Below are 26,232 nucleotides of genomic sequence, written 5' to 3'. Positions count from 1 at the left end.
CTGCGATCAGGGCTGAAAAGTGGTGGGTGTCAGGCCTTCAGCGGGAAGAGCGGGTCCGCTTCGCGGTAGTCGCGCGGGATGATTACCTTGATGTCTTTGTTCAACACCTGGGTCATCAGCGGCTGGGCGCCCTGGTTCTGCCCGGCCACGAACTTGGTGGGCCCGTACGGCATGATGTGATCGGCAAAGGTGCTCTTCTCCAGCGCGTCGATGAGGGCCGCGCGGTCCATCGACTTGGCGCGCTCCAGCGCATCGGCCAGCAGCCACATCGAGGTGTAGGTCATGAACAGCTCGTAGCTGAAGAACAGGCCCTTGGCTTCGACACGCTTCTTCAGGTCCTGCGCGCGCTTGTCCTTGGGGTTGAACCAGTGGTTGCAGTCAATGATTCCGTTGGCTGCGTCCGGAAACTCCTTGACGAACTTGTAGCTCGACGCCGCTCCGCCGAGCACCGAATAGATGGCCTTGGGCGTGACCTTTTGCTGCTGCATGGTGCGCACCAGCAGCGCGTACTCGTTGTAGTAGTTGGCGGGGATGACGATGTCGGGGTTGATCGCCTTCATGCGCAACACGATGTTGTTGAAGTCACGCGTGGGGTTCGCGTGTTTGACGATCTCCTTGACCTCGTAGCCATAGCCGGGCAGCTCGCGCGCCAGCAACTGCGCGGTGCCGGTTCCAAAGAGCGATTCCTCGTGGATGATCATCACCGTCTTGGCAGGCTTGCCTGCGGCGGTGTTCAGCACATGCAGGTTGGCCACGGCCGTCTCGGCGCACTTCTTGTAGCCGGGGCCAAAGCGGAAGGTGTTCTTGAGGCCGCGTTCCACGATCTGGTCCGCCACGCCCACATCCACGATGTGGGGCAGGTTGTACTTGGCGGCGGCCTGCGTGGTGGCCAGGCAGATGGCCGAGGCAAATGCCCCCACCACGGCCGAAACGCCCGCTTCGTTCATCTTCTCCACTTCGGCTGCACCGGCCTGGGGCTGCGACTGGGCATCGCCCAGCAGGGCTTCGAGCTTGGCGCCGCCCAGGGCCTTGATGCCGCCGGCCTTGTTGATGTCCTCGATGGCCATCATCGCGCCTTCACGGCATTGCTGGCCCGAATAGGCCAGTGCACCAGTCACGGGGTGCAGCACCCCCACCTTGACGGCCTTGGCCTGTGCCCCTCCCACCAGGGGGAAGGCCAGCGCCGACGCGGCGGCGGCCGACTGGGACATGAAATGGCGGCGAGTACTCATGGGCATTCTCCTGGCAGGTGGTTTTAGTGAGGGGATGAGGATCGGGTCAGTGGAACTGGGCCGACAGCTCTTTGCTGACCCAGACCTTGGCATCGATGCTGCCCACGCGGGACAGCTGCATTTCGTATTCGTAGCGGTCTGGCCGGTACAACCCGTGCAACCATTGCACCGGGCGCTCCTGGTCGTCATAAATGAGGCGGCGCACGGCCAGCAGGGCCGAGCCCACCGACACATCGAGGTGCCGGGCCACCACAGCATCTGCCAGCTTGGCGGAAATGGTCTGGTGGGCACGGCCCACCTTCACGCCGGATTCTTCGAGCAGCACCAGAATGGGTTTGCGCGCCAGCTCGCGCCGTCCGAACTGGCGGGCGATGTCGGCGGGCACATAAGTGGTGATATGGGACAGCGGACCCTCTTTGGTGCTGCGCACACGCACCGCTTTTTGCACGGCGTCGCCCACCGCGATGTTCAGCGCACCGGCCACGGCACGGGACGCCGTGACCGTATCCACATCCAGCACCTTGACCGAGGTGCGCAGGCCCATGCTGACCAGGTTTTCCAGCAAACCGGTGAGGTGCGCACGGCTGATATCGCTATCGCCCCCTGCGCCAGCGGTGCTGGCTGGAGCAGGTGGTACCGGGCGGGTGCCTCGGCCGGGTTCGCGGGAGATCATGCCCTCGCCTTCCAGCAGCTCCAGTGCACGGCGCACCGTCACCCGCGCCACGGCGAATTGCCGCATCAACGCCATTTCACCCGGAAGGCCATCGGCAAACCGGCCCTCCTGCAACTGCTCGCGCAGCACCAGATAGATCTGGTGGTACTTGGGCAAAGGCAGATTGTTGGAGGGCATGGGAGTCATATTAGGAATAGTTCTAATGTCCTGTCAATAAGACATTTCACTGTCAAATCGGCCATCGTGCGGACATTTGCGGCGCCGGTGCGCAGCACCGCACGCACGCAACCACCGTGCCAGCGTCGGTGGGTAGGCAATGCCCTGAGCTGAACCCAGCCCTCTTTTTCAATGTGTGTGACAAGGCCGCATTGACGCTGTAACGGGCATTGGCTATATTACTAACCAGTCAGTCATTAAAAATGCCCGGTTTGACCCCTACCCCTTCGCCCTCCACAGCCGCCACCAGCACCAAACGCGAGCGCCGCAAGGAAGCCCGCCCGGGAGAGCTGCTGGAGGCCGCGCTCGACCTGTTCGTCGAGAAGGGGTTTGCCGCCACACGGGTGGACGAGGTGGCAGCGCGGGCCGGGGTGTCCAAGGGCACGCTGTTCCTGTATTTCCCCAGCAAGGAAGAACTCTTCAAGGCGGTAGTGCGCGAGAACATCGGCGGGCGCTTTGCCGAGTGGAACGACGAGCTGGAAAGCTTTGTGGGCACCACCAGTGAGGTGCTGCGGTATTGCTACCAGGTATGGTGGGAGCGCATTGGCGCTACCAAGGCGTCCGGCATCACCAAGCTGATGCTGAGCGAGGCGCAAAACTTCCCCGAAATCGCCCAGTTCTATCAGCACGAAGTCATTCTGCCGGGCCAGGCGCTGGTGCGCCGTATCCTGGAGCGCGGCATAGCCCGGGGCGAGTTCCGCCCCGTGAACCTGGACTACGCCGTGTACCTGGTGCTGGCGCCCATGATCTTTCTGATGCTGTGGAAGCACTCGCTCGGCGCCTGCGTGCCCGACTCGCTGGACATGACGCCCGAGCAGTACATCGAGACCCAGGCCGACAACATCCTCCACGGCCTGTGCGTGCGCCCCGAGGCGTCCGCAGGCACGAGCGCCAGTCACGATCCGTCGGCTGGCACACAGCCCTCCCCCTCTTCTCTCCCCCCCTCCTCCAAGCGCTCGCGCACATCCTGACCATGAAACGTTGGATTCCCTGGATGGCTGCGGCCATCGTTGTTGTGCTGCTCGGTGGCGGCGTATGGCGCGCCATGGCGGCGCGGCAGGCGCAGCAAAAGGCTTTGGCCGAGGCATCCACCCAGCGCGCCGAGGCACCGCTGCAACTGGCGGCCGATGAGGTCGTCACTGTGCAGTCGTCCCAACTACAGCTGGGTGTGCCGGTATCAGGCTCCTTGCGGGCGGTGGACTCGGCCATGGTGAAGGCCCGTGTGGCTGGCGAGCTGCAAGGCCTGACCTTGCGCGAGGGCGATACCGTCAAAGCGGGCCAGGAAGTGGCCCGGATCGACCCCACCGAAGCCCACGCGCGCCTGCGCCAGGCCCAGCAGCAGGCCGATGCCGCCAAGTCGCAGGTGGACATCAACCAGCGCCAGTACAACAACAACCGCGCACTGGTGGACCAGGGCTTTATCTCCCCCACAGCGTTGGTCACTTCGCAGGCCAGCCTGGAGGCAGCCCAGTCCAGCTACCAGGCCGCCGTCTCTGCGGCTGATGTGGCCCGCAAGGCGCTGGAAGACACCGTGCTCAAGAGCCCGATCAGCGGCTTGGTCGCGCAGCGCCTCGCCCAGCCCGGCGAGCGGGTGCCTGTGGACGCCCGCATTCTCGAAGTGGTGGACCTTTCGCGCCTCGAACTCGAAGCCCTGCTCGCCCCCGCCGATTCCGTCGCCGTGCGCGTGGGCCAGAAGGCCCAACTGACTGTCGAAGGCGCCGCGGCCCCGGTGCAAGCAACGGTGGTGCGAATCAACCCCAGTGCTCAAGCAGGCAGCCGCACGGTGCCGGTCTATCTGCGGGTGGACCAGCCCTCCCAGAACGCCAGCCTGCGCCAGGGCCTGTTTGTGCAAGGCCTGCTGACCACCGGCAGCGCCCAGGTGCTGACCGTGCCGCTGGACGCTGTGCGCACCGACAAGCCAGCCCCCTACCTGCAGACCATCAAGGACGGCCGCGTGGACTATGCACCCGTGCAGACCGGCGCCCGCGCGGTGGTCAACGGGCAGCCCCTGGTGGCTGTGGATGGCGTGCCTGTGGGCACCACCGTCATTGCGGGCCGCATGGGCTCCCTGCGCGAAGGCACGCCCGTGACCGCAGCGCAGGCCGCTGTCGTGCCCCAGGCCTCCGCGCCTGCGCCCGCGCAAGCTGCCTCGCGCACGACACCCTGAGCGGGCTGACGCGCCATGTGGTTCACCAAAGTCAGCCTCAAAAACCCCGTGTTCGCCACGATGGTGATGCTCGCCATCGTCGTGCTGGGCCTGTTCTCCTACCAGCGCCTCAAGGTCGATCAGTTCCCCAACATCGACTTCCCGGTGGTGGTGGTCACCGTGGACTACCCGGGCGCATCGCCTGAAATCGTCGAGAGCGAGGTCACCAAGAAGATCGAGGAAGGCGTCAACTCGATTGCTGGCATCAACGCCCTCACCTCCCGCAGCTATGAAGGCACGGCTGTGGTCATCATCGAGTTCCAGCTCCACATCGACGGGCGCAAGGCGGCCGAAGACGTGCGCGAAAAGGTGGCCACCGTGCGCCCCCTGCTCCGCACCGAGGTCAAGGAGCCGCGCGTGTTGCGCTTTGACCCCGCCAGCCGCGCCGTCTGGTCGCTGGCCGTGCTGCCCGACGAAAAATCAAATCGCAGCGCGGTGGAACTAACCACCTGGGCCGAGCAGATCCTGAAAAAGCGCCTGGAAAACGTGCGTGGCGTGGGCGCGGTGAACCTGGTGGGTGCCACCAAGCGCGAGATCAATATCTACCTGAATCCGCAGGCCCTGGAGGCCTTTGGCGCGACGCCCGACCAGGTGGCCAATGCCGTGCGCAATGAGAACCAGGACCTGCCCGTGGGCGCGATCCGGTCGCTGGCGCAGGAGCGCGTAGTGCAGATCGACGCGCGCATGGAGCGGCCCGAGGACTTCGGCAAGATCATCGTCGCCCGCAAGAACGGTGCGCCGGTGCGCCTGGACCAGGTCGCCCGCGTCAACGACGGCGCGCAAGAGGTGGAAAGCCTGGCGCTTTACAACGGCCAGCGCACGCTGCTGCTGTCGGTGCAAAAGTCGCAGGGCGAGAACACCATCGAGGTGGTCGATGGCCTGAATGCTGCGGTGGTGGAACTGAAGAACCAGCTGCCGCCCGGCGTACGGCTGGAAACCATCGGCGACAGCGCCCGCCCCATCCGCGTGGCAGTGAACAACGTGCGCCAGACGCTGATCGAGGGAGCCATCCTCACCGTGCTCATCGTGTTTCTGTTCCTGAACTCCTGGCGCTCCACTGTCATCACCGGGCTGACGCTGCCGATTGCGCTGATCGGCACGTTCTTGTTCATGAACATGTTCGGCTTCACCATCAACATGATCACGCTGATGGCGTTGTCACTGTGCGTGGGCCTGTTGATCGACGACGCGATCGTGGTACGCGAAAACATCGTGCGCCATGTGCAGATGGGCAAAGGCGCCTACGCCGCCGCCATGGACGGCACGCAGGAGATCGGCCTGGCTGTGCTGGCCACCACGCTGTCCATCGTGGCGGTGTTCATGCCCATCGGGTTCATGGGCGGCATCATCGGCAAGTTCTTCCACGAATTTGGCATCACCATCGTCGCAGCGGTGATGATCTCGATGTTCGTCAGCTTCACGCTCGACCCCATGCTGTCGAGCATCTGGCACGACCCCAGCATCCATGCGCACGGCCACAAGACGGCGCCCGTCACCTTCTACGACAAGACCATTGGCCGCGTCACTGGCTGGTTTGACCGCGCCACCGATGCGCTGGCCGAGGGCTATCAGCACATCCTGCGCTGGTCGCTGGTGCACAAGCTGGCCACCATGGCGATTGCCCTGGCGGTGTTCGTGCTGAGCGTGGCCATGGTGCCGCTGCTGGGCACCGAGTTCGTGCCCAAGGCCGACTTTTCTGAAACTACGCTGAACTTCTACACCCCCGTGGGCTCGTCGCTCGAAGCTACCGAGGCCAAGGCCAGGCAGGTCGAGGCCATCCTGCGCGAGATGCCCGAAGTGCGCTACACGCTGTCCACCCTCAATACCGGCAACGCCCAGGGCAAGATGTACGCCAGCATCTATGTGCGGCTGGTGGACCGCAAGGACCGTAGCCGCAGCGTGGACCAGATGTCCGACGTGCTGCGCGAGCGCCTCAAGACCGTGCCCGGCATAACGGTGACCCACGTGGGGCTGTTGGATGCCGTGGGCGGCCAGAAACAGGTCGAGTTTTCGCTGCAGGGGCCCGATCTGCGCGAGCTGGAGCGTCTGACCAAAATCGTCACAGAGAAGATCCGCGACATCCCTGGCTTGGTGGACCTGGACACCAGCGCCAAGCCCGATAAGCCCGTGATTGCGCTGGACGTGAAGCGCGAAGTGGCGTCCGACCTGGGCCTTTCGGTGGCGCCGATGGCAGCGTCGCTGCGCACGCTGGTGGCAGGCACCACCGTGGGTAACTGGCGCGCGCCCGACGACCAGACCTATGACGTGAATGTGCGCCTGGCCCCTGAGGCGCGCACCGCCCCGGCCGACCTGGAGCGCCTGCCCTTTGCCCTGGCCGCCGCCGACGGTACGACCCGTATCGTGCGCCTGAACCAGGTCGCCAGCGTCACCGAGTCCACCGGCGCCAACCAAATCAACCGGCGCGACCTGACCCGCGAAGTGGCGGTGAACGCCAACGTATCCCAGCGCTCGGCGGGTGAAGTGTCGAACGACATCAAGAAGGCACTCGACACCGTGACCTTCCCGCCCGGCTACCGGTACCAGTTTGGCGGCTCCACCAAGAACATGGCCGAGTCGTTTGGCTACGCCATCTCGGCGCTGGCCATGGCCATCATCTTCATTTACATGATCCTGGCCAGCCAGTTCAAGAGCTTCCTGCAGCCGCTGGCGCTCATGACCTCGCTGCCGCTCACGCTGATCGGCGTGGTACTGGCGCTCATGATGTTTCGCTCCACGCTGTCGATGTTCTCGATCATCGGCGTGGTGATGCTCATGGGTCTGGTGACCAAGAACGCCATCTTGCTGGTGGACTTTGCGATCCGCGCCCGTGAGGAGCATGTGAACGACCAGGGGCAGACCGTGCCCGGCCTGCCCCGCGCCGACGCGCTGCTGCTGGCGGCCCGGGTGCGGCTGCGCCCCATCCTCATGACCACGCTGGCCATGATCTTCGGCATGGTGCCGCTGGCGTTCGCGTTGTCCGAAGGCGCGGAACAGCGCGCGCCCATGGGCCAGGCGGTGATCGGTGGGGTCATTACGTCTTCCCTGTTGACCCTGGTGGTGGTGCCTGTGGTGTATTGCTATATGGACGACTTGGCCCAGTGGGCCCTTCGCAAGATGGGACGCGCCCCGGCAGCGCCTAAAATCGAAGGTTTGTCCTGATCGCCCCGATCGGCCTTGCATCTGCCCCACGGAGAAATCCCATGAACCTGCCCCTGAACACGTCCGCCAACATCAGCGACCCCGTCGCACAGGCCCGCTACAACATGATCGAGCAGCAGATCCGTCCCTGGAACGTGCTCGACGCCGATGTGCTGGACCTGCTGGCTGTGGTGCGCCGCGAAGACTTTGTGCCCCCGGCCTACCGCAGCCTGGCCTTCATGGACATCGAAGTGCCCCTGCTGGGCGATGACGCCGAAGAGGCCGTGCGCCTGGGCCACAGCATGCTGCAACCCCGCGTGGAAGCGCGCATCCTGCAAGACCTGCAAATCAAGCCCACCGACCGCGTGCTCGAGATCGGCGCAGGCTCGGGCTACATGGCCGCCCTGCTGGCCGCCCGCGCAGAGCGCGTGGTGTCGCTCGAAATCAACGCAGAACTGGCCGAAATGGCCCGCGAGAACCTGCGCGATGCCGGCGTGCAGAACGCCGATGTGCGCCAGGGCGACGGTGCCCGCGATGCGATCCCGGACGGTCCGTTTGACGTGATCGTCCTCAGCGGCTCCGTGGCCGAGGTGCCCAGCCACCTGCTGGCCCTGCTGCGCGACGGTGGCCGCCTGGGCGCCATTGTGGGCGGCGAGCCCGTGATGCGTTTCACCCTGACCCGCCGCACCGGCGACCGCTTTGAGACCACGGCGCCATGGGACACCATCGCGCCGCGCCTGGAGAACTTCCCCGAGCCTTCTGGCTTCACGTTCTGACCCCTGCCCTTCGGTTGTCTTCGGAGTTTTGCATGATCGATCACGTCCGCCCCGCCCAGCTGTCTGCCTGGTTTGCCGCCGCCCCGGAAGGCAGCCAACCCCTGGTGCTGGACGTGCGTGAACCCTGGGAGCTGCAGACCGCCAGCGTGCGCGCCGACGGGTTTGAGCTGGTGGCCATTCCCATGGGCGAGCTGCCCGCGCGGTTGGCCGAGCTGGAGCCCGCTCGCCAGGCACAGCGTCCCATCGCCTGCCTGTGCCACCACGGCGCCCGCAGCCTGCGAGTGGCCTCGTTCTTGCAGCACCACGGGTTCGAGCATCTGGCCAATATCACCGGTGGCATCGACGCCTGGTCGCACGAGAGCGACCCGGCGGTGCCGCGCTACTGACGCGCATGGTGTGGATGGACCGCACTTGTCGCGCTGTGGCCCCCGTGCTGCCCGCTGATGCCCGCTCCGATTCGATTCGCAGACTCTTCCGAAGGACCCCCCGATGACACCGTTTAGGCCCCTGTCCCTGTCCATCCTGCCCCTGGCGCTGGGTGCGGCACTGTGCGCGCCCGCCCAGGCCCAAAGCCTGCTGCAGCTGATGGAATCGGCCCGCAGCTACGACACGGCCTGGCAGTCGGCGCGTGCGCAACTCGACGCCGCAGCTCGCCGTGCCGACCAGGCGCGTGCAGGACTGCTGCCGTCGGCTGCACTGACGGGCGGCCTCAACCGCTCCAACGTGGAGCTGAGCAAACCCAAGATCGAGAACACCGGTACGGCGCAGACGGTGGGCATCAACGCGTCGCAGCCGCTGTACCGCCCTGCCAACCGCATCACGCTGGAGCAAGGCCAGCGCGGTGTGGACGTGGCCCAGGCCCAGCTCGATGCGGCCACGCAAGACCTGCTCGTGCGGGTGAGCCAGGCCTACTTCGATGTGCTGGCGGCGCAAGACACCCTGGCCTTTGTGCAAGCCCAGAAGGCGGCCGTGTCCGAGCAACTGGCCGCCGCCAAACGCAATTTCGAGGTCGGCACCACCACGGTGACCGATTCGCGCGAAGCCCAGGCCCGTTACGACCTGGTGATTGCCCAAGAGATTGCCGCTGAAAACGACCTGCGCGTGAAACGCCTGGCACTGGACCAACTGGTCGGCATCACCGGCACCAAGCCCCAGCCGCTGGCCCTGCCCGTGCAACTGCCCAGCGTGTTGCCCGACAACCTGGCCACCTGGGTGGATACCGCCCGCGACCAGCAGCCCGGCGTGCGCCAGGCCGCCATCGCGCTGGACATTGCGCGGCTGGAGACCAAGAAGGCCGAAACCGGCCACCTGCCCACGGTGGACCTACAGGCGGGCTACAACGTCACGCGCAACCTGCACGGCACCATCACCTCGCCCGGCGTCACCTCCCGCAGCAACGCGGCCAGCGTGGGCGTGGCCTTGAACCTGCCGTTGTTTGCAGGCTTTGCCGTGCAAAACCGCGTGAAGGAAACCCTGGCCCTCGAAACCAAGGCCGAGGCCGACCTGGAGACCGCCCGCCGCAATGTGGCGCAGGCCACGCGTGCCGCGTTCTACGGCGTGCAGTCCGGCCAGGGCCAGGTGCAGGCCCTCGAAGCGGCCGAAGCCTCCAGCCAGAGCGCGCTGGACGCCAACAAGCTGGGCTACCAGGTGGGTGTGCGCATCAACATCGACGTGCTCAACGCCCAGAGCCAGCTCTACCAGACCAAGCGTGACCTGGCCCAGGCCCGCTACAACGTGCTGCTGGGCGGGCTCAAGCTGCGCCAGGCGGCCGGCACGCTGTCGCAGCAGGATATCGAAGCGGTCAACGCGCTGCTGGTCAAATAGCTTTAGCGCTGCACCCACGCCTGGGTGCATTCCGTGTATGAATTGCGGAAACCGGCCGGTCAGCCACCCTCGGGCTGCACCATCGCCACAATCTCGCGGGCCGTGGCCTGTGCAGCACCCCGGTGTGTGGCCGCAAACCGGGTGGCGCGCTCGCTGGCCTCGTGATGGGCTTGGGCATCCTGCGCCAGTGCCGTGGCCTGCGCCATCCCTTGCGCCAGGTCGGGCACCCGCTGTGCGGCACCTGCCGCGCACGCCAGTTCTGCCGCCTCGGCAAAGTTGAAGGTGTGCGGGCCCAGCACCACGGGGCAACCGCAGGCGGCGGCTTCGATCAGGTTCTGGCCGCCCAGCGGGGCAAAACTCCCGCCCAGCAAGGCCACATCGGCGAGGCCGTAGTACAGCGCCATTTCGCCGATCGAGTCCCCCAGCCACACGTCGGCAGCCACAGGCGCTGCCGCCCAGGTGCTGCGGCGCGACACCGAGAGGCCTGCGCGCTGCAGCAACTGATGGACCTCGTCAAACCGCTGCGGATGGCGCGGCACGATCAGCCATTGAACCGCAGACTGTTCCGCACCGGTTGCTTCACTATTGATAGCAACTTCGGCTTGTTCCACTAGCGCTTGAGGCGGGTTTTGCCGTATTTTCTGGATCTGCTCCAGCCACATGGCCTCTTCGCCCTCGCGGCTGCTGGCCAGCAAGACCACCGGGCGGCCGGTGCGAGCGCGCCACTGGTGACCGCGCTCCAGCAGCTGCGCATCGGGCACCACATCGAACTTGAGATTGCCCAGCACACCCCGCACCGGCGCGCCGATGGCCGCGAGCCGCGTAGCGTCCTCCTGGGTCTGCGCCCAGACGGCTGTCAAACCGCCATAGGCAGGCCGCGCCAGGGCCGACAGGCGCTCGGCCTTGCGCAGTGAGATCTCGTTGAAGCGCGCATTCGCCAGCACCAGAGGAATGCGCCGTTGCCGGCAACCCGCCACCAGGTTGGGCCACACCTCGGTTTCCATCAGGACGCCGATGGCCGGACGGAACTTGCGCAGGAACCGCCCCACGGCGCCCGGTGTGTCCCAGGGCTGCCACACCTGCACGTCGCCCGGCAGCAGCAACTTTTCGCCCTCGGCCCGCCCTGTGGCAGTGCTGTGGGTGAGCAGCAGACGCATGCCCGGCAACTGTTCGCGCAACTGGGCCAGCAAGATGGCGGCCGCCCGGGTTTCGCCCAGCGACACGGCATGCACCCACACAAACCGGCCGAGCGGGTCGCTGCTGCTGTGAGGCATCAGGCTGTCAATGGGAGTCGGGTACCGGCCAAAACGCTCGCCCACCGCATAGGCATAACCGGGCTCCGCCACCGCACGGCGGCGCAGCTTGCGGCGCAGCAGCGGCTGGGCACCCCAGGTCAGCAGCGAATACAGGGCCCGCGCGGCGTTCATGCGGGCACAGGCAGACTGAGCACACCACCCGCCCAGCCGCTGTCGCTGCGCGTCGCCCAGACGATGCAGGGCGCGTCATCGGGCGCGGCCGCCACGCAGCGGCCACCCGGCGCCCAGAACGCACTGCGGCCCGCACTGACGTAGCCGCCCGAGGTGCCGCTGTAGTTGGCTGCAAGCACGGCCATGTCGTGGTCGCGCGCGTAGCCTTCCAGCATGGTCGATTCCGCTGCGTAGGCCTTCTCAGAAATCAGCACGCCCGCCGCATACAGGGCCGCGCCAGCGCCACGGGCGGCCTGCGCATGCTCTGGGTGGGTGATGTCAGCGCACACGGCCAGTGCCGTGGGCTCGCCCGCTATCAGTTGCACCTGAGCGTCCTGCGTGCCCGCGCTGGCAAATATCTCTTCGCTGCTGTGCAGATGGCGCTTGCGGTACAGCGCCACACTGCCGTCGGGCCCCAACAGCCAGGCGCCGATGGCGGGCGGCGCGCCTTCCCCCTCGGGTACGGCCGGGGCGCCCACCACCAGGGCCACATGGTGGCTTTGCGCGGCCTGCCTCAGCGCAACCAGCGCGGGGTGGTCTGCCGTCAGCACATGGTCGGCCATCAACGCCGGCTCATACCCAATGAGCGACAGCTCCGGGAACTGCAGCAGTTGCACGCCCTGGTGGGCAGCGGCCCGCACGCAGGCCAGGTGCATTTGCAGGTTGCGCTGCACGTCTCCGGGCGCCGACGGCGTCTGGGCGGCAGCTACGCACAAAGGGGTGGAGAGCGAAAGCATCGTGCAGGGGGCTGGCAATCAGTGGCTGGCCGCGCCCACATGGGCATCCGGCTTGACCCGGTGCAGCAACGCCAGCATGGCGGCCTCGATGCGGGCCAGCGCCTCGGGCGTGTGGCCTTCAAAGCGCAGCACCAGCACCGGCGTGGTGTTGCTGGCGCGGATCAGGCCGAAACCGTCCGGCCAGTCCACGCGAAGGCCGTCAATGGTGCTGATGGCGGCAGGCGCAGCAAAGGCCTCTGCGGCCAGGGCTTGCAGTTCGGCCGTGAGGCGATGTGGTTCTCCCTCGGCACACGACACGTTGAGTTCGGGCGTGGAGAAGCTGGTGGGCAACGCGTTCAGCACCGCGCTTGGATCACTGCTGCGGCTCAAAATTTCCAGCAGGCGGCAACCCGCATAGGTGCCGTCGTCAAAGCCATACCAGCGCTCCTTGAAGAAGATGTGGCCGCTCATCTCGCCGCCGAGGGGAGAGTTCGTCTCCTTCATGCGCGCCTTGATGAGCGAGTGGCCAGTCTTGAACATCACGGGCACGCCACCGGCCGCCGCAATGGCGGGGGCCAGGCGCTGGGTGCACTTCACGTCAAAGATGATCTCGCCGCCGGGCACACGCGACAGAACGTCCTGGGCAAACAGCATCATCTGGCGGTCGGGGAAGATGTTGGTGCCGTCCCGGGTCACGATGCCCAGGCGGTCGCCATCGCCGTCAAAGGCCAGGCCCAGCTCAGCGTCGCTGGTCTTCAGGGCTTCGATCAGGTCGCGCAGGTTTTCGGGCTTGCTCGGGTCGGGATGGTGGTTGGGAAAGTTGCCGTCCACCTCCGAGAACAGTTCGGTCACCTCGCAGCCCAGCGCACGGAAGATGGCGGGCGCCGACGCGCCGGCAATGCCGTTGCCGCAGTCCACCACGATCTTGAGGGGGCGGGCCAGCTTCACATCCCCCACGATGCGTTCGCGGTAGGTGGGCAGCACATCCACATGCCGCACCGAGCCGCCAGGCAGCAGCTGCCAGCTTTCCTGCTCCATGGTGCGGCGCAGGGCCTGAATTTCGTCACCATAGATGGCGCGACCGTTCAGCACCATCTTGAAGCCGTTGTAGTCCTTGGGGTTGTGGCTGCCCGTGACCTGGATGCCACTGTTGCACAGCGTGCTGGCCGCAAAGTACAGAAGGGGTGTGGTGACCAGGCCCACGTCGATCACCTCGATGCCCGCCTCCACCAGCCCCTGGATCAGCGCCGCCGACATGGCGGGGCCTGACAGGCGGCCATCCCGCCCCACCGCCACGGTGGTCTGCCCTTCGGCGCGTGCTGCCGTGCCAAAGGCCCGGCCCAGGCCCAGGGCAACGTCTTCGTTCAGGGTGGACGGCACGATGCCGCGGATGTCATAGGCTTTGAAGATGGCGGGTGTCGGTTGCACGCAGGGGGGCCTTTCGCAGTGGGGTTGAAAAGTCCGCTGCATTGTAGGCGCCGCCCTTGGGGCTTTTTCCAGCCCTTGCGGCCCGCCCGGCTTGGCCTCCGGTCGCGGCCGAAGGCATAGGTCCGAAAACGGCCAGTAGCGCAGGGCCAGACTCCTATGATCTGGCCCATGACCCTGAACGCCCCCCACCCCACCCCCACCGCCAATGCGGCCTCCGACGAAGGCCGCTACCTGGCGCTGCAGGCGCGGGATGCGCGGTTTGACGGGCATTTTTTCACCGGAGTGACCTCCACCGGCATCTACTGCCGCCCTGTATGCGCCGTGCGCACGCCCCGGCGCGAGAACTGCCGGTTTTTTGCGCTGGCGGCCCAGGCCGAAAGCGCCGGGTTTCGCCCCTGCCTGCGCTGCCGGCCCGAGCTGGCCCCCCAGGCGATGGTGTGGTCGGTGCAGGACGCCAGCGGCATTCTGGTGCAGCAAGCCGTGCGTCTGCTGGATGCACCCGACCTCTGGCCCACACCGGAGGCTCCCGGCGAGGGCAGCGCCACCGTGGCCCGTCTGGCCGAGCGGCTGGGCGTGAGCGACCGGCATCTGCGCCGCATTTTTGAGGCAGCCCTGGGCGTATCGCCCCTGCAATATCTGCAGACGCGACGGCTGCTCACGGCCAAGCAGCTGCTCACCGACACCACCATGCCCGTGACGCAGGTGGCACTGGCCAGCGGGTTTGCCAGCGTGCGGCGGTTCAATGCGGCCTTTGTGGGCCACTACGGCCTCAACCCCACCCAGTTGCGGCGTAACGGCGCTGGCGGCGCCGCAGCGAGCACCGGGCGCACCGGCGCCGTGCGCCTGGCGTGGCGCCCACCACTGGACGTGGCGGCGCTGCTGGCGTTTTTTGAGAAGCGGCAGTTCCACGGCGTGGAGTGCGTGGTGCAGGGCGCGGACGGCCCCGGCCTGCGCCGCACCGTGAGGCTCCGGCATTCCGTAGCGGCCTGTACCGGCATGCCGCAAGAAACCACCGGCTGGCTGAACGCCCGCTTTGACGTGGCGCGCCGCCAGGTGCTGCTGCAGACGAGCGACAGCCTGTACCCCGTGCTGCCGCTGGTCATCCGCCGCGTGCGTGCCATGCTGGACCTGGACGCCGACCCCGCCGCCATCAACGCCGTGCTGCACCCGGACTTCCCGGACGGAGACGGCCTGCGCGTACCGGGGGCGTTTGACGGGTTCGAGCTGGCGGTGCGCGCCGTACTGGGCCAGCAGATCACCGTGGCGGCTGCGCGCACGCTGGGCCAGCGGCTGGTGGAGCGGCTGGGCGAGCCCATCGCCACGCCCTGGCCCGAGCTGCACCGGCTGTTCCCCACGGCTGCCACCCTGGCCCGCGCCGACGGCGACACCTTGGGCCAGCTGGGCATCGTGCGCCAGCGGCAGGCGGCCATCGTGGCGCTGGCCCGCGCGGTAGACAGCGGCGCCCTGGCCTTGCATGCGGGCGCCGACGTGCCCAGCACCACCGCCGCCTTGTGCGCCCTGCCCGGCATTGGCGACTGGACGGCGCAGTACATCGCCATGCGGGTCCTGCGCTGGCCCGACGCCTTCCCGGCCGGTGATGTGGCGCTGCACAAGGCGCTGGGGGTGCAGCAGCACAAGAACCCGGCACGCGCAGCGCAAGAGGCTTCGCAAGCCTGGCGCCCCTGGCGCAGCTACGCGGTGCTGCGTGCCTGGGCTTCCGGGGGCACCGGGGCGGCATCTGCCCAGCCCAACGAGACACAATCACTTCAAAAACAATAGCAAACCAGGCAATCAACACCAGCACCTGGCACGAATTTCATTCAAAAAACCGACACACCACCTCTCTGGAGACCTTCCGGCATGCAGTTTCACCCCCTCACCGTGCAGGCACGGGCAGATACCCCGCTGGGCTCTGTGCGGCTGGCCGCCTCGCCCACGGGCCTGTCGGGCGTCTGGTTTGAAGGCCAGCGCCACGAGCCCACCGCCCAGTTGCATGGCCCCGGTGCCTGGGCCTTCGCTCCAGGCAACCACCCCGTGCTGCAAGAGGCTGCGCGCCAGCTGCAGCAGTACCTGGACGGGCAACGCCCGCACTTCGACTTGCCGCTGGACCTGTCGGGTGGCACGGCCTTTCAGCAATCGGTGTGGCATGCGCTGCTGCAGATTGCCCGGGGCCAGACCACCAGCTATGGCGCACTGGGCCGCCAGCTGGGCAACCCCAGCGCTGTGCGGGCCGTGGGTGCGGCGGTGGGCCGCAACCCGGTGAGCGTGGTGGTGCCCTGCCACCGCGTGCTGGGTACCGATGGCAGCCTCACGGGGTATGCAGGCGGCCTCGATCGCAAGAGGGCTTTGCTGACGCTGGAGAATGCAACCCTTTTTGCCACCCCAACCCACCCCATGAAGGCCTTCGCATGAACAGCCCCGCCACCCGGCCCGTCTCGACCTGGATCGGCGAATTCATCCTGCTGGCCGCACTGTGGGGCGCGTCGTTCCTGTTCATGCGCCTGGGAGCGTCCGACTTTGGCCCCCTGCCCACTGCCGGACTGCGGGTGACGCTGGCCACGGTGTTCCTGTGGCCCATCATGCTGCGCCAGGGCCACTGGCCCGCGCTGCGCCAGCACTGGCGGCCCATCCTGTTTGCGGGCGTCATCAACTCGGCGATTCCGTTCTCGCTGTTCTCCTGGGCGGTGCTGCACATTGCCACGGGGCTGACCTCGATCCTCAACGCCACCGTGCCGCTGTTTGGTGCCCTGATCGCCTGGGTGTGGCTGGGCGACCGCATCAACCGCCTGCGCTGGGTGGGGCTGGCACTGGGTTTTGTGGGCGTGGCCCTGCTGGCCTGGCGCGCGCCAGCCGGCACCGGGTTCAAGACCGACCACGCCCAATGGGCCATTGCGGCGTGCCTGCTGGCGTCGGCGTTCTACGGCGTGTCGGCCAGTTTCGCGCGGCGCCACCTCACGGGGCTGCCGCCCCTGGCCACGGCTGCTGGCAGCCAGCTGGGTGCCGCGCTCGGGCTGGCCCTGCCCACGTTGTGGCTGTGGCCGGCCCAGATGCCGGGCCCGCGTGCCTGGGCCGCCATCGTGGCCATTGCGGTACTGTGCACCGGCATCGCCTACATCCTGTACTTTCGCCTCATTGAGCACGCGGGTCCCAGCCGCGCGCTGGCCGTGACTTTCATCACCCCGGTATTCGCCGTGCTGTATGGAACACTCTTCCTGGGCGAGACCATCACGCCGTGGATGGTGGGCTGCGCGCTGGTGATCGTGTGTGGCACCTTGTTGTCAACCGGACTTATCAGGACGCTGTGGCCCGCCCGGCCCGCCTCAGAACGGGCCTAAACTTGACACATGGTTTTTTTATCGGGTGCATGCTTTCTGAGGAAGGCCCCATGCGGCACAGGTCGCGACATGCCCCCGCTCCTCCCTCGGGGCCGCCCGCCAGTCTTTAGCGCCCCTCCAGCCTCCTTCAAGGCGTGTTCGCGACCCCAGGCCGCCCAAGGAAACCGCCATGGGTAACAACACGCTGCTGGCAGGCACCGCCGTCATGCTGCTGCTGCTCGTGCTGGTCTGGCTCTCGCCGCAGGAGTCTCTGAGGCCGTCGCGGCGCACACTGATCCTGCTGGGCGTGGCGGGGGGCGTGGCCTCCATTGCCGCGTTCGAGGCCCTGCGCTGGAACGCGCCGGAGCTGAACATCGTGGCCTACCCCACCGCCACAGCCTTTTTGGCGTTGTTCTTCGGGGTACCGGCTGCAGCCATCACCGCCTTGCTGACCTTGCAGGCAACGCTGTGGGCGGACACGTCGGCGGCCTGGCCTGCCACCACCGTGCTGGGCAGTGCGCTCGCGTCGGGCTGGGGCTGGCGAACACTGGGGGCGCGCTGGCGCTGGCCCGAATGGGCTCCGCTGGTGGGCCTGACCATCACCTTGCCGCTGGCGGTCTCGCTGGCCATGTGGGCTACCAGTTCGCTGTCGGGCGCCGGCAGCTATCTGCACTGGCACCATGGCGCGGGGGTGCTGATGCTGGGTATCGGCTGGCTGATGATTGCCGGCCGGGCCCGCGCCGAACTGGCGCGCAGTGACATCCAGCAGACACTGGGCCAGCAGGAGCGCCATCTGCGCCTGGCGCTCGACGCACTGGGCGGCGGCCGCTGGGAATGGGCGGTGGACACGCGCCGGTTTACCTGCGATGGCCGTTTTTACGAGGCCTATGGCATCACCAGCGCTGATGCGCAGTCTCCCGACCTGTGGCAACGCTGGTACGCCCGGCGCCACCCGCTGGATGCCGAGCGCAATGCCGCCAAGCTGGCGCGCGCCATGGACGGGCTGGAGGAAAGCTACGAGGCCGAGTTCCGCGTGATGGACACGCAGGGCCAGTGGCGTTGGCTGATGTCGCGCGGCACCGTGGCGCGGCGCGATGCCCAGGGCCGCCCCGCCAGCCTGATCGGCATGGACGTGGACATCACGGCCCACCGCGAGGCCGAGGAGGCCCTGCAGTCGGCCGAAGCCAAATACACCACGTTCTACCAGACGCTGCCCGACCCGGCGGGCATCACCCGCATTGTCGATGGGCGCTATATCGACGTGAACCCGGCGTTCTGCGATCTGCTGGGCTTTACGCGGGACGAAGTGCTGGGCCGCACCTCGTCCGAGCTGCGCATCTGGGCCGACGAGCAGGAACGCAAGCGGCTGCTGGACACCTACCAACGCGATGGCAAGGTGGACCGGCTGCCCCTGGTGGCACAGAGCAAGGGCGTGCGTATTCCGGGCCTGATGTCGGCCCGCTCTGTTCCGGTGAACGGCGAGAACTGCTTTGTTTTTGTGTTCCACGACATCACCGAGGCCCAGCGCACCAGCGACGAGCTTCGGGCGCTGTACAACCAGCTGCAGCAGGCCGGCCGGCTGGCACGGCTGGGCGCATGGGAAGACGAGCGCGGCAAGGGCCTGGTGTACTGGTCGGACGTGTGTTTCGACATCCACGGCCTGTCCCCCAACCAGCCGCCGCCCAGCGACTACATCGACCGCCATGTGGCCCCGCAGTACCGCGAGCCGCTGCGCGAGAAATTCCGCCAGAGCATCCGTTCGCGTACCGAGTGGAGCATGGAGCTGGAGGTCTATCACGCCGACGGCCACCTGCTGTGGGTGCGTGCGCGGGGGGAGCCGGTGATCGAAAACGGTCGCGTGGTCAAGGTGCGCGGCGTGATGCAGGACATCGACGAGGCCAAGCGCGCCGAGCAGCGCCTGCGCCAGTCCGAGGAGCGTTTCTCGCGCATCTTCCAGCTCATGCCCTACCCCATGGGCCTGTCGAGCCGCAACGACGGCCGCTATGTGGACATCAACCCCGCCTGGGTCGAGATGCTGGGCATCCCCCGCGAAGAGGCCATTGGCCGTACCGCGGTGGAGATGGGCATCTTCTCGGCCGAAGACCGCCAGCGGCTCATGGACCAGGTCAGCCAGGCCGGCCAGCTCAGCGATTACGAAGTGACTCTGAACGTACGGAATGGCCCCCGGCGCACCGTGCTGCAATCCATGCGCGCCACCGAGTTCGACGGCGAGCCCTGCTGGCTGTTCTCGGTGCACGACATCACCGACCGCAAGCGCAACGAGGTCCAGGTGCGCGAGCGCGAGGCCCTGCTGTCGCTCACCATCTCCGCTGCATCGCTGGGCCTGTGGGACTGGGACCTGCAAACCGGCCTGGTGACGGGCGACCAGCGCTGGCACGCCATGCGGGGCCTGCCCGAGCCCGGTGACGACGCAGCGGCCGTGCCGTGGACCACCGCCATCGCACCCGACGACGTCGACCGCATCATCGCCGAGCGGGCACGCCACACGGCCCACCTGGGCACTCCGTTTGACGCCACCTGGCGACTGAACCAGCCCAACGAGCCCGTGCGCTGGGTGCGCAACCTGGGCAAGATCGTTGGCTTTGACGAGCAAGGAAGCCCAGCCCGCATGCTGGGCGTGGCCATTGACGTGACCCCGCAGCGCGAACAGGAGGTGATGCTGCAGCGCCTGGCGCTGTACGACGCGCTCACCGGCCTGCCCAACCGGGTGCTGCTGGCACGCAAGCTGCAGGAGGGCATGACCCAGGCCCGCGACACCGGTAAACAGCTGGGTGTCGCCTACCTGGACCTGGACGGCTTCAAGCCCGTCAACGACCGCCTGGGCCATGGCGCAGGCGACCGCCTGCTGGTGGTGGTGGCCGGGCGGCTCACCCGCGCGCTGCAGCCCCAGGACACGGTGGCCCGCCTGGGGGGGGACGAGTTCGTGATCCTCATGCCCGGCCTGGCCTCCGTGAACGACTGCGAACGCGTGCTGGAGCGCGTGATGGAAAGCGTTTCGGCTCCCTACACGCTCGACACCGAGCGCGTGGTTGTCACGGCCAGCATCGGCTACACCATCTTTCCGCAGGACGATGCGGATGCAGACACCCTGCTGCGCCATGCCGATCAGGCCATGTACGCCGCCAAACAGGCCGGGCGCAACCGTTTTCACCAGTTCGACGCAGCCCAGGAGCGCGCCGTGCAGCTGCTGCGTGCCCAGGGACACTACCTGCGCGAGGCCCTCGCCCAATCCCAGTTCACGCTGTACCTCCAGCCCAAGGTGGACATGCGCAGCGGCACGGTGGTGGGCGCCGAAGTGCTCTCGCGCTGGCTACATCCCGAACGGGGCCTGGTGCCACCGGGGGAGTTCTTGCCGCTGCTCGAGGGTACCGACCTGGAGATCGGCTTTGGCGAATGGGTGGCCGAGGCCGCGCTCACGGTGCTGGAGCAGTTGCAGGACCGGGGCCTGCCCATGCCGCTGAGCATCAACATTGCCGCCCAGCACCTGCAGCAACCGGGTTTTGCCGACTGGCTGGCGGGCTGCCTGGCGCGCCACCCCGGCGTGCCTGCGCACCTGGTCGAGATCGAGATCACCGAAAGCGCGGCCCTGTACGACCTGAGCGCCGTGGCCGACACGCTGAACGCCTTGCGTGCCATGGGGGTGTCCGTGGCGCTGGACGACTTTGGCACCGGCTACTCGTCGCTGACCTACCTGCGCCGCCTGCCCATGGACACGCTCAAGATCGACCAGAGCTTTGTGCACGGCATGATGGGCGACCCCGGCGACCTGGCCATCGTGCAGGGCGTGATCGGCCTGGCCCGCTCGTTCGGCTACCGGGTGATCGCCGAGGGGGTGGAAACCGTCGAACAGGGGCAGATGCTGCTGCAGCTGGGCTGCCTGCAGGCGCAGGGATACTGCATCGCCCGGCCCATGCCGCTGGAGGCTTTCATCGGCTGGACCTCCAGCTGGCAGCCGCCTGCGGGTTGGCAACGGAACCGGCCGATTTGAAAATCACCGAAATCCTGCCCTGGTGCCAGGGCGATATACCCGGGCAGCTAATTTTCTAATAGCGAGTTCTGCACGACGCTCTGCGCACCATACAAGGCTGCCGATTCAGCCCACCAGGTCCTTCACCTGCTGCAGCGCAGCCGGGTCTTCCATCGTCGTCAGGTCGCCCGGGTCGCGCCGCTCGGCCACGGCCTGCAGGGCACGGCGCAGCAGCTTGCCGCTGCGGGTCTTGGGCAGCACAGTCACAAAGTACACACGCGACGGCCGCGCCACGGCGCCCAGCTGGTGGTCCACCTGCTTCATCACCTCGCCTTCGAGCTTGAGGCGTGCGGCGTCATCGGTCAGGCCCGAGGCGTCGCGCACCACGGCAAACGCCATGGCCACCTGGCCCTTGAGGCTGTCCGCCACGCCCACCACCGCCACTTCGGCGATGTTGGGGTGGGAGGCAATGCTCTCCTCGATTTCGCGCGTACCCAGGCGGTGGCCGGCCACGTTGATCACGTCGTCGGTACGGCCCAGGATGAAGTGGTAGCCGTCCGCGTCGCGGATGCCCCAGTCGAAGGTGCTGTAGATGAGGCGGCCGGGGATGCTCTTCCAGTAGGTGTTCACAAAGCGGGCGTCGTCACGCCACACCGTCTGCATGCAGCCGGGAGGCAGCGGGCCTTCGATGGCGACCACGCCCTTCTGGTTAGGCCACGTCAGTTCTTCGCCCGTGGCCTCGTCGATCAGCTTCACGCCGTAGCCGTACATGGCTTTGCCCGGGCTGCCGAAACGTGTGGTTTGTTTTTCCACGCCATTGGCCAGGGTCAGAATGGGCCAGCCGGTTTCGGTCTGCCAGTAGTTGTCGATGATGGGCACCTGCAGCGCGTCGCTGATCCACTGGGCCGTGGGCTCGTCCAGCGGCTCACCCGCCAGCCACAGGGCCTTGAGGCTTTTCACGTTGTACTTGGCGAGGTAGGCCGGGTCCTGCTTCTTGAGCACCCGCACCGCCGTGGGGGCCGAAAACATGTGCGTGACCTGGTACTTCTCGACGATGTTCCACCACACCCCCGCATCGGGCCGCGTGGGCAGGCCTTCGTACATGATGGTCGTCATGCCCGCGATCAGAGGGCCGTAGACGATGTAGCTGTGGCCCACCACCCAGCCGATGTCGCTGGTGGCAAAGTACACATCGCCCGCCTTGGCGTCAAAGATATGCTTCATGCTCGCGGCCAGCGCCACGGTGTAGCCGCCCGTGTCGCGCTGCACACCCTTGGGCTTGCCGGTGGTGCCGCTGGTGTACAGCGTGTAGCTAGGGTGGGTGGATTCGACCCATTCGCAGGGCACGACGGTGTTCAGGTGCTGCTCGCGCAGCGGCGCCCATTCGTGGTCGCGGCCAGACTGCAGGTGCATGGGCGCCAGGCCCCGGTTCACCATCAGCACGGCAGCGGGCTTGTGTTTGGAGAGGGCAATGGCTTCGTCCAGCAGCGGCTTGTACGGCACCACCTTGCCGCCGCGCGACCCGGCATCGGCGCTCACCACGGCCACGGGCTCAGCATCTTCGATGCGCGAGGCCAGCGAGCCCGAGGCAAATCCGCCAAACACCACCGAATGCAGCGCGCCAATGCGCACGCAGGCCAGCATGGCAAACGCGGCCTCGGCAATCATGGGCATGTAGATGAGCACGCGGTCGCCCTTCTTCACGCCCAGCGACAACAGCACGGCCGCCATGCGCTGCACCTCGGCGTGCAGTTCGGCAAAGCTGTAGCTGCGCTCGGTGTCGGTTTCGGTGGAGATGGCCACCAGCGCCGCCTGGCTGGCGCGCGTGGCCAGGTGCCGGTCTACCGCGTTGTGGCACAGGTTGGTGGTGCCGCCCACAAACCATTTCGCAAACGGCGGGTTGCTGTAGTCGCACACCTGCTGGGGCGGCGTCTTCCAGTCGATCAGCTTCGCCTGCTCGCTCCAGAAGGTGTCGCGGTGGTCGATGGACTGGCGGTAGAAGTCGGCGTAGGTGCTGTGTGCGGTCATTGTGGGTGTCTCCTCGGCATCTCTCTCGCCCTGCCAGGACAGCAGGTTTTGAATTCATAATTATTCATGACGGGCTTGCGGCAAACTGACGTGGCGGCCCTTGTTCCCTGCCAACAGGGCGCAGAATGCCGCTGGAATATGGATATGTCCGCAAGCGTCACACAGGCCTGTCACACTCCGAGGCCATGCAAACAGCGCAGCCCCCTGCCCCCACCTCCGTCCCTTTCCGCGAAGCCTTTTTGTTCTGGCTGAAGCTTGGGTTTATCAGCTTCGGCGGGCCGGCAGGCCAGATCGCCATCATGCACGCCGAGCTGGTGGAGCGGCGCCGCTGGATCAGCGAAAACCGCTTCTTGCACGCCCTCAACTACTGCATGCTGCTGCCCGGCCCGGAGGCGCAGCAGCTGGCCACCTACATCGGCTGGCTCATGCACCGCACCTGGGGCGGCATCGTGGCCGGGGCACTGTTTGTGCTGCCCTCGCTGTTCATCCTGATCGGGCTGTCATGGGTGTACCTGCGCTTTGGCGATGTGCCCGTGGTGGCGGGCATCTTCTATGGCATCAAGCCCGCCGTGACGGCGCTGGTGCTGCATGCTGCGCACCGCATCGGCACCCGCGCGCTCAAGAACGGCTGGATGTGGGGCATCGCTGCCGCATCGTTTGTGGCCATCTTTGCGTTCGACACGCCCTTCCCCGCCATCGTGCTGGCGGCCGGGTTGATCGGCTACTTTGGCGCGCAGCGCTGGCCCGCCGTGTTTGCGCTGGGGGGCGGCCATGCCAACGCCCACAAGGGCTATGGCCCGGCGCTGATCGATGACGACACGCCAACGCCTGCCCATGCGCGCTTTTCTCGCGTCCACCTGGTCAAGGTATTGTTGGCAGGGCTGGGGCTGTGGCTGGCGGCCATGGGCCTGCTGGTGGCCACGCAGGGCTGGCAAGGCACGCTCACGCAGATGGGCTGGTTCTTCACCAAGGCGGCCATGCTCACCTTTGGCGGCGCATATGCTGTGTTGCCTTATGTGTACCAGGGCGCGGTGGAGCACTACCAGTGGCTCAGCGGTCCGCAAATGATCGATGGGCTGGCCCTGGGCGAGACCACGCCCGGCCCGCTGATCATGGTGGTGGCGTTTGTGGGCTTTGTGGGCGGCTGGCTGCAGCAGGTGTGGGGGCAGGAAGCACTGTTCGCAGGCGCCGTGGCGGCGGCCACGGTCGTGACCTTTGTGACCTTTTTGCCCTCGTTCATCTTCATCCTGGCGGGCGGCCCGGTGGTGGAGGCCACGCACGGCAAACTGGGCTTTACCGCGCCGCTGTCAGCCATCACGGCTGCTGTGGTGGGCGTGATCCTGAACCTGGCGCTGTTCTTTGCCTACCACCTGCTGTGGCCGCAGGGCTTTGGCGGCCGCTTTGATGCCGTGTCGGCCGTCATCGCCGTGGGGGCGCTGGTGGCGCTGTTCCGCTTCAAGCTGGGCGTCATGCCGCTGCTGGGCGGCTGCGCGGTGGTAGGACTGGCGGTCAAGCTGGCTGTGCCCTACTTCGCCTGAGCGGAATTCACACCAACCACTATGATTTTGATAGCTGCTAGCGCATGAAAATTATGCGCTAGCAGCCGATTTGGCTCAAAACTGGTTATTTGATCAGCCCGAGTACGTCCTTGAACGCCGGGTGCTCGCAGCTGCCCAGCCATTCAAACGCCACCATCTCGGTGGTCACCAGCTCGGCGCCTGCGCCGGCCAGGCGGTCGAAGGCGGCGTCGCGGTTGCGTTCGGTGCGCGAGCCGCAGGCGTCGGTCACCACCCACACTTCAAACTCGTCATCGATCAGGTCCAGCGCGGTCTGCAGCAGGCAGACATGGGCTTCGCACCCCGCAATGACGATGGTGCCGCGCTCCGCCGCCAGCGGTGCGGGCTTTTGCAGGTGTTTGGGCAGGCTGCGTGCGTTGCCGCCCTGGGGCTTGGCCGGGGGGCGCAGCCATTCGCCCAGGCCTTCTTCGGCGGCGCTGAAGTGCATCTTGGCCAGGGTCTTCTGGCACAGGGCGCGCAGCGCGGCGTCGTTGGCGCCCAGGCGGGAGGGGTTTTGCTCGGTGCCCCACACGGGCACGTCCAGCATGCGGGCGATCTCGGCCAGGCGGCGGGCGTTGGCCAGCACGGCGGGGCCTTCGTAGATGGCGGGCATCAGGCGCTCCTGGTAATCGACCAGGACGAGTTGGGATTCGGTGGCGTCAAGCAGCATGGTGTGTTCGATCGTGTGCGTGTTCTGGAGTGCGCTGGCCGGTTCGGGGCGCTGAGGAATGGCGCATTGTCGCAGCCCGGCGGTGCCCCTTACGCAGCCAGGACCGACCGCAGCGCAGCCGCCAGCGGCCCGGCCATCGCCACCGCGTTGCTCGGGTGCGGAATGCAGTCCGTGCTCCACACCTCCCCCACCCCGGATTCGCGCATCGCCTGCAGTGCATCGCCCGCAAACAACGCATGCGTCACGGCCACATCCACCGAGGCGGCGCCCGCCTGCAACAGCAGCCGGGCAGCCAGCGCCAGCGTGCGGCCGGTGCTGGCCATGTCGTCCAGCAGCACCACGGCCCGGCCTTGGGCGTTGAGGGGGGGCAGCTCGATGACCACCTGCCGGTCACCATGGCGCACCTTGGTGCAGACGGCATGGTCAAAACCGTGGCGGGCGGCGGCCTGGGCGATCCACTGGGCGGATTCGCCGTCGGGCCCCACCAGCAGCGCATTCGGTCGGCGCTCAGCAATCAGGTCGGCCAGCGGCTCGGCGCCGCTGCGCACCACGGCCCGCGGCACGGGGATGGCCTGCTCCAGCCGGTCGATGCGGTGCAGGTGCGGGTCCACGGTGATGACGGCATCGAACAGACCGGCCAGAAAGCCGCCCACCACCTGCTGGCTCACGGCCTCGCCGGGGTGGAAAGCGATGTCCTGCCGCATATAGGCCAGGTACGGCGCCACCAGCGTGAGGTGCTGCACGCCCAGGCTGCGGGCCGTGCGGGCGGCCAGCAGCAGCTCCACCAGCTTTTCATTGGGCTGGTGCAGGCTGCGCAGCAGCACGGCTTGGCGTGGCAACTGGCCTGCAGCATCCACGGGCAGGCGCAGCTTGAGTTCGCCATCGGGGAAGCGGTGGCGCTCAATGGCACAGGCCGTCAAACCCGCAGCCTGTGACAGGCGCAGCGCAGGCGCGGCTTCGTCGTCGAAATACAGCACACAAGCGGCTTCTGGCAACGCCAT

At 67.0% G+C, this 26,232-nt stretch carries 19 protein-coding genes; 11 read left to right on the top strand and 8 right to left on the bottom strand.

Features of this window, described 5'->3' with window-relative positions; translation table 11 throughout:
* Positions 1–29: 29 nt before the first annotated feature.
* Positions 30–1,232, bottom strand: a complete 1,203-nt coding sequence (locus ASD94_RS15390; protein WP_056644452.1) for an ABC transporter substrate-binding protein — start codon at positions 1,230–1,232, stop codon at positions 30–32.
* Between the two features lie 46 nt (positions 1,233–1,278).
* Entirely contained in the window at positions 1,279–2,091 is an 813-nt protein-coding gene (locus tag ASD94_RS15385; protein WP_200954243.1) for a GntR family transcriptional regulator, read from the bottom strand.
* Between the two features lie 233 nt (positions 2,092–2,324).
* Here ASD94_RS15385 and ASD94_RS15380 point away from each other — a divergent pair, with 233 nt between their 5' ends.
* The 6 genes from ASD94_RS15380 (at position 2,325) to ASD94_RS15355 (ending at position 10,065) form a co-directional block, all read left to right on the top strand.
* Positions 2,325–3,092, top strand: a complete 768-nt coding sequence (locus ASD94_RS15380) for a TetR/AcrR family transcriptional regulator (RefSeq protein WP_200954242.1) — start codon at positions 2,325–2,327, stop codon at positions 3,090–3,092.
* Between the two features lie 2 nt (positions 3,093–3,094).
* Positions 3,095–4,288, top strand: coding sequence for an efflux RND transporter periplasmic adaptor subunit (locus ASD94_RS15375; RefSeq protein WP_056644446.1), 1,194 nt, complete (start codon positions 3,095–3,097; stop codon positions 4,286–4,288).
* Between the two features lie 15 nt (positions 4,289–4,303).
* Positions 4,304–7,486, top strand: a complete 3,183-nt coding sequence (locus ASD94_RS15370) for an efflux RND transporter permease subunit (protein ID WP_056644443.1) — start codon at positions 4,304–4,306, stop codon at positions 7,484–7,486.
* A gap of 41 nt (positions 7,487–7,527) precedes the next feature.
* On the top strand, positions 7,528–8,241 hold the full coding sequence (locus tag ASD94_RS15365) for a protein-L-isoaspartate O-methyltransferase (RefSeq protein WP_056644439.1): 714 nt from the start codon (positions 7,528–7,530) through the stop codon (positions 8,239–8,241).
* Positions 8,242–8,273: 32 nt separating this feature from the next.
* Positions 8,274–8,627, top strand: coding sequence for a rhodanese-like domain-containing protein (locus ASD94_RS15360; RefSeq protein WP_055401749.1), 354 nt, complete (start codon positions 8,274–8,276; stop codon positions 8,625–8,627).
* A gap of 103 nt (positions 8,628–8,730) precedes the next feature.
* Entirely contained in the window at positions 8,731–10,065 is a 1,335-nt protein-coding gene (locus ASD94_RS15355; RefSeq protein WP_056644437.1) for a TolC family outer membrane protein, read from the top strand.
* 59 nt (positions 10,066–10,124) lie between these two features.
* Here the strand turns inward: ASD94_RS15355 and ASD94_RS15350 are convergent, their stop codons facing one another.
* The 3 genes from ASD94_RS15350 to ASD94_RS15340 are packed head-to-tail and all read right to left on the bottom strand — an operon-like array spanning position 10,125 to position 13,675.
* Positions 10,125–11,492 (bottom strand): 3-deoxy-D-manno-octulosonic acid transferase, encoded by a 1,368-nt coding sequence (locus ASD94_RS15350; RefSeq protein ID WP_056644434.1) that lies wholly within the window; start codon positions 11,490–11,492, stop codon positions 10,125–10,127.
* Complete coding sequence (locus ASD94_RS15345; RefSeq protein ID WP_056644432.1) at positions 11,489–12,268, bottom strand: carbon-nitrogen hydrolase family protein; 780 nt, start codon at positions 12,266–12,268, stop codon at positions 11,489–11,491. The genes ASD94_RS15350 and ASD94_RS15345 overlap by 4 nt, the downstream gene beginning before the upstream one ends.
* Positions 12,269–12,286: 18 nt before the next feature.
* Entirely contained in the window at positions 12,287–13,675 is a 1,389-nt protein-coding gene (locus tag ASD94_RS15340; RefSeq protein ID WP_056644430.1) for a phosphomannomutase/phosphoglucomutase, read from the bottom strand.
* A 168-nt stretch (positions 13,676–13,843) separates the two neighbouring features.
* Between ASD94_RS15340 and ASD94_RS15335 the strand changes: the two genes are divergently transcribed.
* The 4 genes from ASD94_RS15335 to ASD94_RS15320 all read left to right on the top strand — a co-directional run bounded on the left by ASD94_RS15335 (position 13,844) and on the right by ASD94_RS15320 (position 20,998).
* On the top strand, positions 13,844–15,454 hold the full coding sequence (locus ASD94_RS15335; protein WP_056645063.1) for a DNA-3-methyladenine glycosylase 2 family protein: 1,611 nt from the start codon (positions 13,844–13,846) through the stop codon (positions 15,452–15,454).
* An 81-nt stretch (positions 15,455–15,535) separates the two neighbouring features.
* Positions 15,536–16,087 (top strand): methylated-DNA--[protein]-cysteine S-methyltransferase, encoded by a 552-nt coding sequence (locus tag ASD94_RS15330; RefSeq protein ID WP_056644427.1) that lies wholly within the window; start codon positions 15,536–15,538, stop codon positions 16,085–16,087.
* The gene (locus ASD94_RS15325) at positions 16,084–17,010 is read left to right on the top strand and encodes a DMT family transporter (RefSeq protein WP_056644423.1); all 927 of its coding nucleotides are present in this window, start codon (positions 16,084–16,086) and stop codon (positions 17,008–17,010) included. The genes ASD94_RS15330 and ASD94_RS15325 overlap by 4 nt, the downstream gene beginning before the upstream one ends.
* A gap of 169 nt (positions 17,011–17,179) precedes the next feature.
* Positions 17,180–20,998: an EAL domain-containing protein gene (locus tag ASD94_RS15320; protein WP_056644420.1), complete on the top strand. Its 3,819-nt coding sequence runs from the start codon at positions 17,180–17,182 to the stop codon at positions 20,996–20,998.
* A 105-nt stretch (positions 20,999–21,103) separates the two neighbouring features.
* Here the strand turns inward: ASD94_RS15320 and ASD94_RS15315 are convergent, their stop codons facing one another.
* A complete protein-coding gene (locus ASD94_RS15315) occupies positions 21,104–23,005 on the bottom strand; it encodes a propionate--CoA ligase (RefSeq protein ID WP_056644417.1) in 1,902 nt (633 codons plus the stop codon).
* 185 nt (positions 23,006–23,190) lie between these two features.
* Between ASD94_RS15315 and chrA the strand changes: the two genes are divergently transcribed.
* The gene (gene chrA / locus ASD94_RS15310) at positions 23,191–24,543 is read left to right on the top strand and encodes a chromate efflux transporter (protein ID WP_056645061.1); all 1,353 of its coding nucleotides are present in this window, start codon (positions 23,191–23,193) and stop codon (positions 24,541–24,543) included.
* Between the two features lie 85 nt (positions 24,544–24,628).
* Here chrA and ASD94_RS15305 read toward each other — a convergent pair whose 3' ends face one another.
* Positions 24,629–25,231: an isochorismatase family protein gene (locus ASD94_RS15305; RefSeq protein ID WP_056644414.1), complete on the bottom strand. Its 603-nt coding sequence runs from the start codon at positions 25,229–25,231 to the stop codon at positions 24,629–24,631.
* An 89-nt stretch (positions 25,232–25,320) separates the two neighbouring features.
* Positions 25,321–26,232, bottom strand: coding sequence for a ribose-phosphate diphosphokinase (locus ASD94_RS15300; RefSeq protein WP_056644411.1), 912 nt, complete (start codon positions 26,230–26,232; stop codon positions 25,321–25,323).

This window comes from Acidovorax sp. Root70 (genome assembly GCF_001428225.1).
Lineage (GTDB): Bacteria > Pseudomonadota > Gammaproteobacteria > Burkholderiales > Burkholderiaceae_C > Acidovorax.
The sequence above is the reverse complement of the archived record's forward strand: the minus strand, read 5'-3'. Positions and strand labels throughout refer to the sequence as shown.